General features: G+C 70.2%; 12 protein-coding genes and 1 pseudogene. 4 read left to right on the forward strand and 9 right to left on the reverse strand.

Annotated features, from left to right (window positions below):
- Window positions 1–5 precede the first annotated feature (5 nt).
- From HUT18_RS29075 to HUT18_RS29085, 3 genes are all read right to left on the reverse strand, one after another.
- Window positions 6–932, reverse strand: a complete 927-nt coding sequence (locus tag HUT18_RS29075) for an acetoacetate decarboxylase family protein (protein ID WP_176103493.1) — start codon at window positions 930–932, stop codon at window positions 6–8.
- A 220-nt stretch (window positions 933–1152) separates the two neighbouring features.
- Entirely contained in the window at window positions 1153–2121 is a 969-nt protein-coding gene (locus HUT18_RS29080; protein ID WP_176103494.1) for an alpha/beta hydrolase, read from the reverse strand.
- 185 nt (window positions 2122–2306) lie between these two features.
- Entirely contained in the window at window positions 2307–2909 is a 603-nt protein-coding gene (locus HUT18_RS29085) for a TetR family transcriptional regulator (protein WP_254878857.1), read from the reverse strand.
- 207 nt (window positions 2910–3116) lie between these two features.
- On the opposite strand from HUT18_RS29085, the gene HUT18_RS29090 reads away from it, so the two are divergent.
- The 3 genes from HUT18_RS29090 to HUT18_RS29100 are packed head-to-tail and all read left to right on the forward strand — an operon-like array spanning window position 3117 to window position 6424.
- The gene (locus tag HUT18_RS29090; RefSeq protein ID WP_176103495.1) at window positions 3117–3833 is read left to right on the forward strand and encodes a type 1 glutamine amidotransferase domain-containing protein; all 717 of its coding nucleotides are present in this window, start codon (window positions 3117–3119) and stop codon (window positions 3831–3833) included.
- 54 nt (window positions 3834–3887) lie between these two features.
- Window positions 3888–5321: an aldehyde dehydrogenase family protein gene (locus HUT18_RS29095; RefSeq protein ID WP_176103496.1), complete on the forward strand. Its 1434-nt coding sequence runs from the start codon at window positions 3888–3890 to the stop codon at window positions 5319–5321.
- Complete coding sequence (locus HUT18_RS29100; RefSeq protein WP_176103497.1) at window positions 5318–6424, forward strand: trans-acting enoyl reductase family protein; 1107 nt, start codon at window positions 5318–5320, stop codon at window positions 6422–6424. The genes HUT18_RS29095 and HUT18_RS29100 overlap by 4 nt, the downstream gene beginning before the upstream one ends.
- A 58-nt stretch (window positions 6425–6482) precedes the next feature.
- Here the strand turns inward: HUT18_RS29100 and HUT18_RS29105 are convergent, their stop codons facing one another.
- Genes HUT18_RS29105 through HUT18_RS29120 form a run of 4 tightly spaced genes read right to left on the reverse strand, consistent with a single transcriptional unit; the run spans window position 6483 to window position 11343 of the window.
- Window positions 6483–7574, reverse strand: a complete 1092-nt coding sequence (locus tag HUT18_RS29105) for a phosphotransferase family protein (RefSeq protein WP_254878858.1) — start codon at window positions 7572–7574, stop codon at window positions 6483–6485.
- Entirely contained in the window at window positions 7574–8812 is a 1239-nt protein-coding gene (locus HUT18_RS29110) for an acyl-CoA dehydrogenase family protein (protein ID WP_176103499.1), read from the reverse strand. The genes HUT18_RS29105 and HUT18_RS29110 overlap by 1 nt, the downstream gene beginning before the upstream one ends.
- 32 nt (window positions 8813–8844) lie before the next feature.
- On the reverse strand, window positions 8845–9633 hold the full coding sequence (locus HUT18_RS29115) for an SDR family oxidoreductase (protein WP_254878859.1): 789 nt from the start codon (window positions 9631–9633) through the stop codon (window positions 8845–8847).
- 3 nt (window positions 9634–9636) lie between these two features.
- Window positions 9637–11343, reverse strand: coding sequence for a class I adenylate-forming enzyme family protein (locus tag HUT18_RS29120; protein WP_176103500.1), 1707 nt, complete (start codon window positions 11341–11343; stop codon window positions 9637–9639).
- A gap of 186 nt (window positions 11344–11529) precedes the next feature.
- Here HUT18_RS29120 and HUT18_RS29125 point away from each other — a divergent pair, with 186 nt between their 5' ends.
- Window positions 11530–12156: a TetR/AcrR family transcriptional regulator gene (locus HUT18_RS29125; RefSeq protein WP_254878860.1), complete on the forward strand. Its 627-nt coding sequence runs from the start codon at window positions 11530–11532 to the stop codon at window positions 12154–12156.
- 50 nt (window positions 12157–12206) lie between these two features.
- On the opposite strand, the pseudogene HUT18_RS34375 reads toward HUT18_RS29125, so the two are convergent.
- Window positions 12207–12592, reverse strand: a pseudogene (locus tag HUT18_RS34375) (D-arabinono-1,4-lactone oxidase); the annotation flags it as partial.
- A 211-nt stretch (window positions 12593–12803) separates the two neighbouring features.
- The gene (locus HUT18_RS29130) at window positions 12804–13373 is read right to left on the reverse strand and encodes a TetR/AcrR family transcriptional regulator (protein WP_176103502.1); all 570 of its coding nucleotides are present in this window, start codon (window positions 13371–13373) and stop codon (window positions 12804–12806) included.
- Window positions 13374–13383: the final 10 nt, after the last annotated feature.

The following is a 13383-nucleotide window of genomic DNA, read 5'->3' on the forward strand; positions in this document are numbered from 1 at the left end:
CCTGGCTACTTGTTCCGGCTCTGGACCGAGGTGGGGACGGGCATGTGCAGGGCGAGTTGTCCCTCGGTCATCACATCGAGCTGCACGGTCCTGATCGGCTTGAGCGCGCGCAGATCCTCGGACATGCGGCCCTCCCCGAGCTCCAGGGCGACCTCGCGCGGAAGGCGCGCCGTCCCCGCGGCCAGCACATTGGTCTGGCTCAGGGTCGAGTGCCAGGCACCGTTGATCGACGTGTACGAGGTGAGCGAGCCGACCCGCTCACCACTGCGGTAGGTGGTCTGGACGGGCGTGGGCACCGACAGCGACACATCGGTGCCGCCGGAGTCGTTGGCCACGCGGGCGCCGGTGCGCTGTGCGTCGATGTCGACGTCGAGTTCGGTGACCCACTTGGGGAAGCCGTACCCGTCGTGGCCACGGACCTGGGCGATCTCCGTGCTCACCGGCAGCGACAGCACGTACGAGTCGAGGTGCTCGTTCTTGAGACCGGTGACCAGGTCGAAGAAGCCGAGCCTGCCGTGGCGTGCGGGCTTCACGGCGATGCCGACCGCGGCCTCGGTGTAGAAGTCGATGTCGCACACGTCGTAGCGGAAGAACATCACCGACGCCAGGCCGAGGCCCGGAGCGACCTCCAGCGGTGCCAGCTCCGCGGGCAGGCGGCTGCGGATCGCGCGGGACGGCGCGAGCATCGTGAGCCGGGCGGTCGAGACGCGGTAGTAGAAGTTCGGCGTGAGGGTCGAGCCGATCGGGGAGTCCACCCTGGTCTTGGGCAGCCGCCGGAAGAAGTCCACGCCACTGACGCGGGGATCGCGGGCGACCTCGTCGAGATCGGTGTCCATCCGGAAGCGGTCGTACAGACCACCCTTCGGCACGTTGACGGTACGACCGCCGAGGTCGTACTTGACTGTTTCCTGTTCCTGCGCGGACGAAGACATGGGCGCGGCTCCCGGGCTCGAATGTTAGCGGTGACCACATCAGAGTAGGGATGAATGTAAGCACCGTCAACAATGGGGTGGGGTGAGCTCTTCGGACGGCCGCGGAAACGCGGAAACGGCCCGGGCCCGCCCGCGCCGCGGAGGGCGCCGGTGGACCCGGACCGCCGTGCATCCGTACCCGGACCCGTGTGCGGGTTCGGCGGGCTGGACTCGGGGCGTTTCAGCCGTCGTGCAGTGCTTCGGTCAGGGCGTCGACCGCGAGTTTGCGGGCGACATTGGCGGCGCGGGTGTCGCGCAGGCTGTCCAGGAGCAGGAAGTCGTGGACCATGCCGGCGACGCGGACCGAGGTGACGTCCACACCGGCCTCGCGCAGCTTGTTCGCGTACAGCTCGCCCTCGTCGCGCAGCACGTCGGCCTCGTCCGTGATGACCAGCGTGGTGGGCAGCCCGCGGAGCTGGTCCACGGACGCCTGCAGCGGGGCTGCGTACGGCTCGGAGCGCTGGGCGGGGTCGGTGGTGTAGGCGTCCCAGAACCACTTCATCCCGTCGCGCGTGAGGTAGTAGCCCTCGGCGAACTGGAGGTAGGACGGGGTGTCGAAGTCGGCGTTGGCCACCGGGTAGAGCAGCACCTGCGCCTTGAGGTCGATCCCGCCGCGCTCCTTGTTCATCAGCGCGAACACCGCCGACATGCAGCCGCCGACCGACTCGCCGGTGACCGCGATCCGCGAGGTGTCCAGGCCGTGCTCGGCGCCGTGCTCCATGACCCACTGGCCCACGGCGTAGTTCTGCTCGACCTGGGTCGGGTACTTCTTCTCCGGTGCCCGGTCGTACACGGGGAACACGCCCGCCGCGCCCGCTCCGACGGCGAGTTCGCGGAAGAGGCGGTCATGGGTCTGGTTGTCGCCGAAGACCCAGCCGGCGCCGTGGATGTAGAACACCACCGGCAGCGGTCCCTTCACGCCCTTGGGCCGGATGATGCGGGTACGGACCATGCCCCACTTCCCGGCGTCCACGTCGACCCACTCCTCGTCGACGTCCGGGCGGGGTACCCCGGACTCGGTCTGCAGGCCGAGCAGGATGTCGCGCCCCTGCTCCGGGGGTACTTCGTAGATACGCGGGTGCGGGTCGGTGGCCTCGGCCAGTTCCTTCGCTTCGGGTTCGAGGTACGGGGCGAGCGGCGGCGCGGTCATGGGCACTCCCTGTCGCGAGTGGATGCGTGCTCTCTCGTACGGCCTCACCGGCTACTTCTGATGCAGCCGGGGCCGACCCCCCCCGTCCATCGTGATGCCTTCTGCGCGAGGTGCAAATCGTCACAGAAGTGTGCAGACGGGATGTCGTGTCCCGGCGGGGTGGTGTACCTGGGGGGAGTGCTCGATCAGGCGTGGGGGAACCGCACGAACCCGAAGACTTCGTCAACGAGGGTGACGAGCGAATGCTCGGCGCCGTTGTCGGACCACCGCATGAGGGCGACGTCGAAGCAGCCCAGCGCCGTGTTGATCATCGTCTGGGCCTGCAGCGCGGGGTCGGGGACCACGGGGTCGATCCGGGGCGCGATCTCCGGTACGAGGGCGTCGGTCCAGGCGAGGTGCTTCTCCAGGTAGCGCGCGCGCAGCCCGGGAGTGTGGCAGATGACCCGGGTGGCCCGCTTCCAGTGCCCCGTGTCCTCGTCCATCTGAAGGGCGCCCACACGGAACGTGGCGTGCAGCGCGTCCCAGACCGGGCGCCCGTCGAGGTGCTCCAGCAGCGCCTCCCGGACTTCCGGGGCGGAGGGGATGCGGTCGCCGAAGACGACGTCTTCCTTGTTGGTGAAGTAGCGGAAGAAGCTGCGCTGGGAGATGCCGGCCGCCGCGACGATGTCGGCGACGGTGACCTGGTCGAAGCCGTTGGTGTCGAAGAGTCCGAGGGCTGTGTCCGTCAGCGCTTCCGTGACGGCTTGGCGGGTCTTCATGCGCAGGCCGGATGCGGTGGTCTCCCTCATGTGGTCAGGTTATCAGTGCCAGTCCTGGCAGTCTGTGCCAGAAATGACGTATGCTGTCGTCACGTGAGGTGCGAGGTCGCCGACGGTGATCGGTCGCTCGGGCCCTTCTCCGGGCCGATGATGATTTTGAGGCACTCACGCCACATCTCTATCGATTTGTCCCCGGCGTCGGCAGTGGGGACGTCCCGGCGGGAGGAAGTGGTCGTCATGACCAAGGTGCTGTTCGTGGTGTCCGCGGCGGATCGTTGGACGCTGCGCGACGGGGAGGTGCATCCGTCGGGGTTCTGGGGTGAGGAACTGGCGATGCCGCACAAGATCTTTTCCGGGGCGGGGTGGGAGACCACGATCGCGACGCCCGGCGGGAAGGTTCCGACGCTGGACAGCCTGAGCATGTCGCGTACCGCCGGGTGGCCGTCGAAGCTGCGCGAGGTGGCTTCGTATCTGGAGGCGATCGAGGGGGAGTTGAACAGTCCCCGGGTGCTGGCGGAGATCGATCCGGACGACTTCGACGTGGTGTTCTACCCGGGTGGGCACGGCCCGATGGAGGATCTGTCGGTCGACCCGGTGTCGGGTGCGCTGATCACACGGGTCCTGCGTTCGGGCAAGCCGCTGGCCTTGTTGTGCCATGCGCCGGCCGCGGCTTTCGCGGCGCAGAACGAGGACGGGTCGTGGCCGTTCACGGGCTACCGCATGACGGGGCTGTCGAACCTGGAGGAGAAGTTCAACAGCTTCGGCCGGAAGGCGGTGTGGCTGCTGGAGGACCGGCTGCGGGAGAGCGGCGCGGAGTATTCGAAGGCCCGGCTGCCGCTGCGGCCGTACGTCGTCGTCGACCGCAATGTGTACACCGGTCAGAACCCGCCGTCCTCGGAACGTCTCGCCGAGCGGCTCGTCGCCGATGTGAACGCGGCGTCGAAAGCACGCTAGCCGCCCCTCGGCCCGAACACCGCCCCCGCCCCCGCCTGGAAGGCTCGTGCACCCATGACCGGCACCGCTGTTCCCGTCGCACCGCAGGACCTGTACATCCCGGAGACCGTCGATCGGCTGCGGGCCACCTTCGACTCGGGCGTCACCCGCCCCGCGGCCTGGCGCCGACGCCAACTCCGCGCCCTGCGGCGCCTGTTGACGGACCACACCTCGGACATCGAGGAAGCGCTCTACGACGACCTGCGCAAGGGGCGTACCGAGTCGCACCTCACCGAGATCGGGCAGGTCCTGGCCGAGGTCGAGCACGCCCTTGGCCACCTCGACCGCTGGATGAGGCCGCGCCGGGTCGGCGTGCCCCTGAACATGAAGCCGGCCACGGCCCGGATCCACCCCGAACCCCTCGGCGTGTGCCTGATCATCGCGCCCTGGAACTATCCGCTGACACTCACGCTGAACCCGCTGGTCGGCGCGTTGTCGGCCGGGAACGCGGCCGTCGTCAAACCGAGTGAGCTGGCTCCCGCCACCAGCGCCCTGCTCGCCGAGCTGCTGCCCCGCTACCTGGAGGCCGTCGCCGTCGTCGAAGGAGCCGTGGAGGAGACCACCGAGCTGCTCGCCCAGCGCTTCGACCACATCTTCTACACCGGCAACGGCACCGTGGGCCGCATCGTGGCCGCCGCCGCGGCGAAGAACCTGACCCCGATCACCCTCGAACTCGGCGGCAAATCACCCGTCTTCATCGACGAGACGGCCGACATGACCGTCACCGCGCGCCGACTGGCCTGGGGCAAGTTCACCAACGCCGGCCAGACCTGCGTCGCACCGGACTACGTCCTCGTCACCGAGGCCGCCCGCGACTCGCTCCTTGCGGCACTGCCCAAAGCCATCGGGGAGATGTTCGGGCCCAACCCGCGGGCCAGCGCCGACTACGGACGCATCGTCAACGACCGCCACTTCCGGCGCCTGACCGGCCTCCTGGCGGAGGGCGACCTGCTCGCCGGAGGGGTGTCCGACGCGGGTGAGCGCTACCTTGCGCCGACCGTGCTGGCCGACGTACCGCAAGGCGCCGCGGTCATGGCCGAGGAGATCTTCGGACCGATCCTCCCGGTGCTGACCGTGCGCGACGTCCACGAGGCCATCGACTTCATCAACGCCAGGGACAAGCCCCTCTCCCTCTACGCGTTCACCCACGACAGGGAAGCCCGGCAAGCCCTCCTGGACAAGACCTCCTCCGGAGGACTCGTCTACAACGCGCCGGTGATCCACCTCGGCGCGCCGAACCTGCCGTTCGGCGGTGTCGGCGAGTCCGGCATGGGCGCTTACCACGGCAAGACGTCCTTCGACACGTTCAGCCACCGCAAGTCGGTCCTCTCCAAGCCCACGCGGCCCGACACACTGCGCCTGCTCTATGCCCCGCACACCTCCCGCTCCTTCGCCTTCATCGCCAAGGCCGTCTCCCGTACCCACCCCCTGGTGGGCAGGAAGCGATGAGCGGCCGCATCATCCTGCTCGGCGCCACCGGCTACACGGGCGACCTCGTCCTCGACTCCCTCCTGCGCAGGGGCGTACGACCGACGGTGGCCGGACGCAACCCCGCCGCTGTGGAGGGCGTGGCCCAACGCGCGGGCGGCCTGGACCACTTGGTCGTCGACGCCGCCGACTCCGACGGCCTGAAGAAGCACCTGCGACGCGGCGACGTCCTCATCACCACCGTCGGCCCCTTCGCACGCTTCGGCTTTCCCGTCGCACAGGCCGCCGCGGATGCGGGCGCCCACTACATCGACTCCACCGGCGAGGTCGGATTCGTCCAGGCCCTGCACGACCGGCATCACAGGCGTGCCCGGGAGACCGGCGCGGTGATGCTGCCCGCCTTCGGGTACGACTACGTCCCAGGCGTCCTCGCCGGTGCACTCGCCCTCCAGGAGGCGGGAGCCGCCGCGCGCGCACTCGATGTCGGCTACTTCTCCACCGGCCCGATCTGGCGCGGGATCAGCCAGGGCACCCGTACCACCATGCGCGACGGCATGATCCTGCCCTCGGCGCGCTGGCACCGGCACCGGCTGGTCGACGAGCGCACCGCCTCACGCGTCCACCGCTTCACCGTCCGGGGCCGCCGCAAGTCCGCGTTCCTCGTCTCCGGCACCGAAGTGCTGTTCCTGCCCCAGGAGTTCCCGGCACTCGACGACGTCACCGTCTACAACGGCTGGTTCTCCGGGCTCAGTCGGCCTGTCTCCTTTTACTCGGCCTTCGCCAACGCCGTCACGCGCCTTCCGGCGGGCCGCAAGCTGGCCGACGCGCTGACCCGCCCGCTGCTCCTCGGCCCACCGGGCGGTCCCGACGCGGCCCTGCGGGCACGGATTCCCTCCTACGCGGTCGCCGTCGCCTCCACCGGCGTTCCGGGCAGCGCCCCGCTCGCGGAGGTCCACCTGGAAGGCCCCAACCCGTACAGCCTCACCGGTGAACTCATCGCCTGGGCCGCCGACCACATCGCGGCGGGTTTTGACGTGACACCCGGCGTCGTCGGACCCACGGCGGCCTTCGGACTCGACACACTCCGGCAGGGCTGCGCCGAAGTCGGGCTCGTCACGGTCTGACCGGCCGACTGCGCCGGAGCGAGCGTGCTTCGGCGCCGTCGGCGGCGAACGGTCGCGCTCACTCGGCGTACTGGGCGGCCCTCTCCAGGAGTTGGGGGACGCCCGCCTCCAGGGACGGCCCGAAGACCGTGTCGTCCGGGCGTTCGCCACGCCGCCAGCGGGTGTGGATGGCTTCGCAGAAGATCGCCGCTTTCCACAGCGCGAGAGTCTGGTACCAGGGGAGCGGGGTGAGATCGAGGTCCGTGCCCGACCGGTAGCGCTCTGCCAGCTGGAGCCTGGTGAGGTAGCCGGCAGCCCGGGTCACCGGGGTGAGTTCAAGCGGAGTGGCGGGGGCGCCCTCCTCGGAGTAGGTGGCGGTCAGATAGCCCAGGTCCGCCAACGGGTCGCCCAGTGTGGCCATTTCCCAGTCCAGGATCGCGACGATCGCGGCGGGCGACCGGTCGGTGGACCGGGGAGCGAACATGAGGTTGCCCATGCGGTAGTCGCCGTGGACCACGGAAGCCGCCTGGCTCGTCGGCAGGTTGCGGCCGAGCCAGTCCGCTATCCGTTCCACCGCGGGGAGTTCGCGTGAGGCGTTGACCTCCCACAGTCCGCGGAAACGGTCGACCTGGCGCCGGAGATACCCGTCGGGGGAGCCCAGGGAAGCGAGCTCGCCTTCGGTCACATCGATGCGGTGCAGGGCGAGGAGAGCGTCGACGACCGCCGCACTGGTGGCCCTGCGGTGTTCGAGGGAGGAGAGATGGGCCGGGATCGTCTCGGTGATGACCGTCCCGTCGAGGTGGGCCATGACGTAGAAGGGCACGCCCAGGACCGAGTCGTCCTCGCAGACGGCGAGGATCTCCGGCACCGGCACCCCGTGCCGGTGGAGGATCTTCTGGATGCGGGCCTCGCGCACCATGTCGTGCGTCGACTTCGGCAGCGGCGGGCGGGGACCACGGCGCAGGACGGCCAACTCGCCGCCGCGCTCGATCAGATAGGTGATGTTGGAGTGGCCGTCGCCGATGCGCTGCCATGCGAGCGGACCGCGTCCGATGCCGTGCGCGTCGAGGAAGCCGGTGACCGCGTCGACGACCAGAAGCGGCGGGCTTTCCAGCTGCCGGGCCCCCTCCCGGTCCGCGACGACCTCCACTCCGTCCGGGACGGTACGCATCACACGCCCCCGCTCCGGCCGACGACGGCGTCGCCCCGGTACCGCTCCCCGGCCTGGACCGCCGCGCGCCGACCGGCCGAGGCACGGCGGGAAATCGCCCACTTGTGGGTCTCGTTGGGGCCGTCGTAGATACGGAATGGACGGACCTCGCTCAGGTACTGCGCCAGCGGGAGCCCGTCGGAGACCCCGTCCCCGCCGCAGATCTGGACGGCCCGGTCGACGACCCGGAAGATCGCCTCCGAGCAGTGCACCTTCGCGATCGAGGACATCGCGGACCCCGCCTTCGGATCGGCGTGCAGCAGTGCCGCGGTCTTGGTGATGATCGCGTCGGACGTCTCGATGTCGATCACCGACTCCGCGATGAGTTCCTGAGCCAGACCGAGCGAGCCGAGCGAACCGCCGAACAACTCCCGCGTCTCGGCCCGGTCCAAGGCGATGTCCAGCGACCGCCGCGCCAGTCCCAGCCACCGCATGCAGTGGGTGAGCCGCGCCGGACCCAGCCGCACCTGGGCGTAGCGGAAGCCGAGTCCCACCTCGCCGAGCACCGCCTCGTCGGGGACGAAGCAGTCTTCGAGGTAGAGGTGCGGGTGGCCGCCGTCGATGGCGCGGTCGACGGTGTGGATCGCCTCGCCGACCCGGACACCGGGGTCCGCCATGTCGACGAGGAACATGGTGGCCCCCTCGGGGGCCCCGTCCACGGCCGGGGTCCGCGCCATGACGATGACGAATCCGGCGCCGACGGCGCCACTGATGAACCGCTTGTGGCCGTCGATGATCCAGCCACCACCGGTACGGACGGCCTTCGTCCGCAGGGCCGCCGGGTCGGAGCCCGCTCCCGGGTGCGGCTCGGTCATGGCGAAGCAGGACCGGATGTCTCCCGCGGCCAAGGGCACGAGATGGCGCTGCTTCTGGTCCTCGGTCGCGATCAGATGGAGCATGTGCATGTTTCCCTCGTCGGGAGCCATGCAGTTGAGCACACTGGGGCCGATCGGCGAGTACCCGGCCTCCTGAAGGACCGGGGACCAGTGCTCGATCGACAGCCCCTGCCCGCCGTACTCCTTCGGCACGTGCGGCGCGAAGACGCCCGCGTCCTTCGCCGCTGCTTGCAGCCGCTCGCGGGTGGCCCGGTGGAGTCGGTCGCCCGGCGCGGGTTCCGCGTCGATGACGACCTCGCGTACGAACCGGCGTGTGCGTGCGTACAGTTGGGCCACATCGGGAGGGAGGTGAGTGAAGGTCATGGCTGTCCTGCCTTTCGGAGCCGGGCCGGTCGTTACGCGGTGCCACCGGCGACCGCGAGGCCGCCGTCGACGGTGAGGATGTGGCCGGTGACCCAGGAGGAGTCGTCCGAGGCCAGATAGGCCACCGCGGAGGCGACGTCGGAGGGGACACCGAGCCGCTTCATGGGGTACTGCTCGGCGACTGCCTCCTCCTTGCCCGCATAGAGGGCCTTGGCGAACCGCGTCTTCACCACGGCCGGCGCCACCGCGTTGACGCGGATCCCCGGACCGAGTTCGACGGCGAGAGTCCTCGTCAGGTGGGACACGGCCGCCTTGCTCACCCCGTACAGGCCGATACCGGGCGCCGGAGTCTCTCCGGTCACCGAGGAGAGATTGACGACGGCCCCCTGACGTTCGGCGAACCGGAGATCCCGGTGGGCCACCGCGCCCTGGACCCAGGCGAGCGTGGCGAGGACGTTGACCTCCAGCACCTTGCGGGCGACGTCGAGGTCCAGCTCGGCGACGGGACCGTAGGCAGGGTTGATACCGGCGTTGTTCACGAGGACGTCGAGCCCGCCGAACTCGCGGGCGACGGTGTCGAAGACTTCGCGACGATGCTCGGGATCGTCCGCCTTGCCCGCGACGGTGATCACGCTGCCCCGGGGCAGCGCGGCCGCGGCCTCTTCGAGTGGTCCGGCCTTGCGCGCGGTGAGGCACACCCGCGCCCCCTCGGCCACGAGCCGTTCGGCGATCGCGAGGCCGATTCCCCGGCTCGCGCCGGTCACGACGGCGCTGCGGCCCGAGCAGCGGCCGTTCTGGTTCAGGTTCAGATCCAGGTTCAAGGGTCAGTCCTTCTTCGGCGAGGACGGCCCGGTGCCGTCGCTCTCGCGGAGTCCGGTGCCGCCGCTCTCGCGGAGTGCGGCGCGCCGGATCTTGCCGCTCTGGGTCTTGGGCAGGTCGGCGACGAGGTGGATCCGCCGGGGGCACTTGTAGGCGGCCAAGCGCTCGCGGCAGAAGGCGATCAGCTCCTCCTGCCCGGCGCTCCGCCCCGCCTTGAGCGAGACGTAGGCGGCGACCGTCTCACCGCGGTAGTCGTCCGGCACCCCGATGACGGCGGCCTCATGGACCGCCGGGTGCTCGTACAGCGCGTCCTCCACCTCGCGGGGCCAGACCTTGTACCCGGAAACGTTGATCTGGTCCTTGAGCCGGTCCACCAGAAAGACCCAGCCCCGCTCGTCGATGACGGCGACGTCACCGGTGCGCAGTCGCCCCTGCGGCATCGTCCGGCGCGTGGCCTCGGGCTTGCCCCAGTACCCAGGCACCACCTGCGGCCCGCTCAGTTCGAGTTCGCCCTCCTCCCCGTCGGGCACCGGCCTGCCGGACGAGTCCACGACGCGTGCTGTGAGGTGCGGCAGCGGCAGCCCGATCGACAGGGTTCCGCTCGGCGGGTGGACCGGCGCCCTGCCTCCCAAGGGCACGGCGATGACGGCGGAGGTCGTCTCGGTCATTCCGTAGACGTTGTGGATGTACAGGCCGAATCGCTCCCGGAAGCGCTCGACGGTCGCCGGCGGGATCGGCGCGCCTCCGGAGTACAGGGCCTTCACGGACGAGAAGTGGTGCGCCCCGGCCTGCGGCAGCTCGTAGAGCGCGTTGTACGCCGTGATGGAGCCGATGGTGAAGGTCACCCCGTGCTCGGCGATGGCCTCCAAGGCGACTTCGGGGTGGAATCGGCCCGCCAGGACGAGCGTGGTGTCGTTGAGCAGGGAGAGCGCCGCGTTGACCACCGCGCCGGTGATGTGGAACAGCGGAGCGACGGCGAGCACCACGTCACCGTCGCTCAGGCCGGTCCACGCTCCGTAGGTGGACACCACGCCGAGGACGTTGCCGTGGGTGTTCATGGCGCCCTTCGGCGGTCCTGTCGTGCCGGAGGTGTAGGTCAGGAACGCGACGTCGTCGGGGCCGAGTTCGACGGGCGCGGGCCGGGAACCGCCGAACTCCTCGATCAGCGCGAAGAGATCGCCGTCCGGAGCCGGGGCGGGGCGCTCCGTCGTCGCGAAGACCCGCGGATCGTTCCGCGACTGGCAGTCCAGCGCCGAGGTGCTGATCAACCACCTGACCGTGCCGCCCCTCAGGGTGCCGAGGGTCTCCTCGACGTCGGTGTCCGCGCAGACCACGCCGACCGCCCCCGCGTCGTCGACGATCCGGCGCAGCTCCTGACGCCGGTACATCGGGTTGAGCCCCAGTGCCGTGGCCCCCAGCTTCCACAGGGCCAGCAGTACGAGGGCGTACTGCGGGACGCTCTGCAGGTACACGCCGACGCGGTCACCCCGTCCGGTCCCGAGGGCCTCGAATGCGGCGGCCAGGGCGTCCGACGCCGCGTCCACCTCCCGCGCGGACAGAGCGCCGTCGAAGTAGCGCAGCGCCGTGGCATCCGGATTGTTCGCGACCCGTGCTTTCCAGGCGGCCACGAGCGAGTCGTGGACGTCACCCGTCCCCGTATCCGGCTCGGCCGGGGGGAGGGCGTCCGGCCGCGGCTCCTCGTCCAGCGTCATGTGCTGTCCTTCCTGCCCGCATCTGTCCCGGATGCAGGGCTACCGAGCGGCCGCTCGGCTACCGAGCGCTCGCTCGGTAAAGTGAAGAGGTGCGCCGAGGGCATGTCAAGAGGTCCGTACTCCGGCGGCCGGAGCGGCGCGGCATACTGTGCCGATGCGACGAGGGCCCGCGGGGAGTGGAGCGTTGTGACGAAGACCGATGCCGGGGCGGACTGGAGGGCCTACTCGGGCAGCGGGCTGCCGCCGATCCTCGACGCCGCGCTGGACTGCTTCGTGGAGCACGGCTATCACGGGACCACGATCCGCACCGTGGCCTCCCGCGCGGGACTCTCGGTGCCGGGGCTGTACCACCACTACGCCTCCAAGCAGGCGCTGCTCGTCGCGATCGTCTCCTACGCCATGGACGACCTGTGGGTACGCAGCAGCGCGGCACTGGAGGAGGCCGGAACCGACGTCCGGGGGAGGCTGGACCTGCTCGTGGAGTGCCTCGTGCTGTTCCACGCCCACCAGCGGGACCTCGCCTTCATCGCCGCCAGCGAGATTCGCAGCCTCAACGGAGAAGCCCGCGACACCTACATCGCCGCCCGTGACCGCCAGCAGCGACTGATGGACCAGGTGATCGCGGCCGGCGTCGCGCAAGGTGTCTTCACCACCGCCTATCCGCGCGAGGTCAGCAGGGCGATCGTCACCATGTGCACGGGTGTTTCCCAGTGGTACCGCGCGGAGGGTGAGCACACCCCCCAGGAACTCGCCGCGCGATACTGCGAGATGACACGTAGGACGGTGGGTGCCCTGTCACCGTCCCGGTCATGAGCAACCGGGCCCGGTGCGCGTGCCCTTGACCGGGCGAGCACGCGGCGCAGGTGGGCGTTGGTGAAGGTGCCCTGCGGATCGAGTCGCGATCGGATCGCCTGGAACCGTTCCCACTCGGGGTAGCGGGCGTCGAGTTCGTCCGCCGTCATCAGATGCCGTTTGCCCCGGTGCGGCCGGCCCTCGAAAGCCAGGGCGATGTCCTGGGCGATCCGGAAGTACCGCTCCCAGGGCATGCCCCGGTACATTTGCACGGCGAGGTAGGCGGTCTCGCGCCCGTAGGCCGGGCTCAGGTGGGACAGCTCGTCCGCGGCGACGAACCGCACCTCGATGGGGAAGCCCACGTCAGGCGTTCGCGGTCGATGGCCCGCAGGATCTCCTGGAGAACTTCGGCGCGGGCGGCCCGGGGCACCGCCCATTCCCTCTCCGTGAAGCGCACCGAACGCCGGCTGGCGCCACTCCCGGAGTGAGGAAGTGGAAGTCGTCGCCGCCGGGATGGCCTGCAACATCACCCCCGTGGCGGCACATCGCCACTCGCCTCACCCCAGCGTCCGGTTCGTCCCGAACGGCGACCACCCCGGCCCGGCCCGGCCCGGCCCGGCCCGGCCCGGCCCGGTCCGCGGCAGGCGGACGTGCGGACGAGTGCCGGATCAGCCGCGCTGCAGGGTGGCCGCCGCAGCGCGGATGAAGGTCATGGCGGTCTCGAGGTCGCCCGGACCGGACCGGTGCCTCAACTCGGCGATCACGCTCGCCACCGTCGACGCCAGGATGCGCGGGGCGAAGTCGTCCGGACCCCGGCCCTGCTCCTCGGCGAGGAGGCGGGTGCCCTCCTGGATGGCGTCCGTCAGCCGGCCTCGGCAGAGCCCCTTGAGCTGAGGGTTCGACTGGAGCATCCGGTCGTGGAGCACGTCGAACTCGTCCTGCGGTGCCGTCTGTTCGCGCAGCCACTGCTCCAGAGTGTCGATGATGCCCTGCCCCATGGGCCTGGCGTGCAGCGCCGCGGTCAGCCGGTCGACGAAAGCGTTGAAGTGCGCCGTCGCCAGTTCGAGCTTGGTGGGGAAGTACAACGTCACCGTGCGCGGCGAGACCTCGGCCGCCTCGGCGATGTCCGCGATGCTCGTGGCGTCGAAGCCGCGCTCGGCGAACAGCTCGTAGGCGGCGGTGAGGATCGCTTCCCTGCGCCGCGCCTTGCTGCGTTCCCTCAGGCTGTCACCCGTCATGGGGCGAGTT

Source organism: Streptomyces sp. NA04227 (assembly GCF_013364195.1).
In the GTDB taxonomy this organism is placed as follows: Bacteria; Actinomycetota; Actinomycetes; order Streptomycetales; family Streptomycetaceae; genus Streptomyces.

Bases quoted from the DNA above. Each gene is read 5' to 3' on its own strand.
- HUT18_RS29075 (WP_176103493.1), bottom strand. From the start codon at position 932: ATGTCTTCGTCCGCGCAGGAACAGGAAACAGTCAAGTACGACCTCGGC.
- HUT18_RS29080 (WP_176103494.1), bottom strand. From the start codon at position 2,121: ATGACCGCGCCGCCGCTCGCCCCGTACCTCGAACCCGAAGCGAAGGAA.
- HUT18_RS29085 (WP_254878857.1), bottom strand. From the start codon at position 2,909: ATGAGGGAGACCACCGCATCCGGCCTGCGCATGAAGACCCGCCAAGCC.
- HUT18_RS29090 (WP_176103495.1), top strand. From the start codon at position 3,117: ATGACCAAGGTGCTGTTCGTGGTGTCCGCGGCGGATCGTTGGACGCTG.
- HUT18_RS29095 (WP_176103496.1), top strand. From the start codon at position 3,888: ATGACCGGCACCGCTGTTCCCGTCGCACCGCAGGACCTGTACATCCCG.
- HUT18_RS29100 (WP_176103497.1), top strand. From the start codon at position 5,318: ATGAGCGGCCGCATCATCCTGCTCGGCGCCACCGGCTACACGGGCGAC.
- HUT18_RS29105 (WP_254878858.1), bottom strand. From the start codon at position 7,574: ATGCGTACCGTCCCGGACGGAGTGGAGGTCGTCGCGGACCGGGAGGGG.
- HUT18_RS29110 (WP_176103499.1), bottom strand. From the start codon at position 8,812: ATGACCTTCACTCACCTCCCTCCCGATGTGGCCCAACTGTACGCACGC.
- HUT18_RS29120 (WP_176103500.1), bottom strand. From the start codon at position 11,343: ATGACGCTGGACGAGGAGCCGCGGCCGGACGCCCTCCCCCCGGCCGAG.
- HUT18_RS29130 (WP_176103502.1), bottom strand. From the start codon at position 13,373: ATGACGGGTGACAGCCTGAGGGAACGCAGCAAGGCGCGGCGCAGGGAA.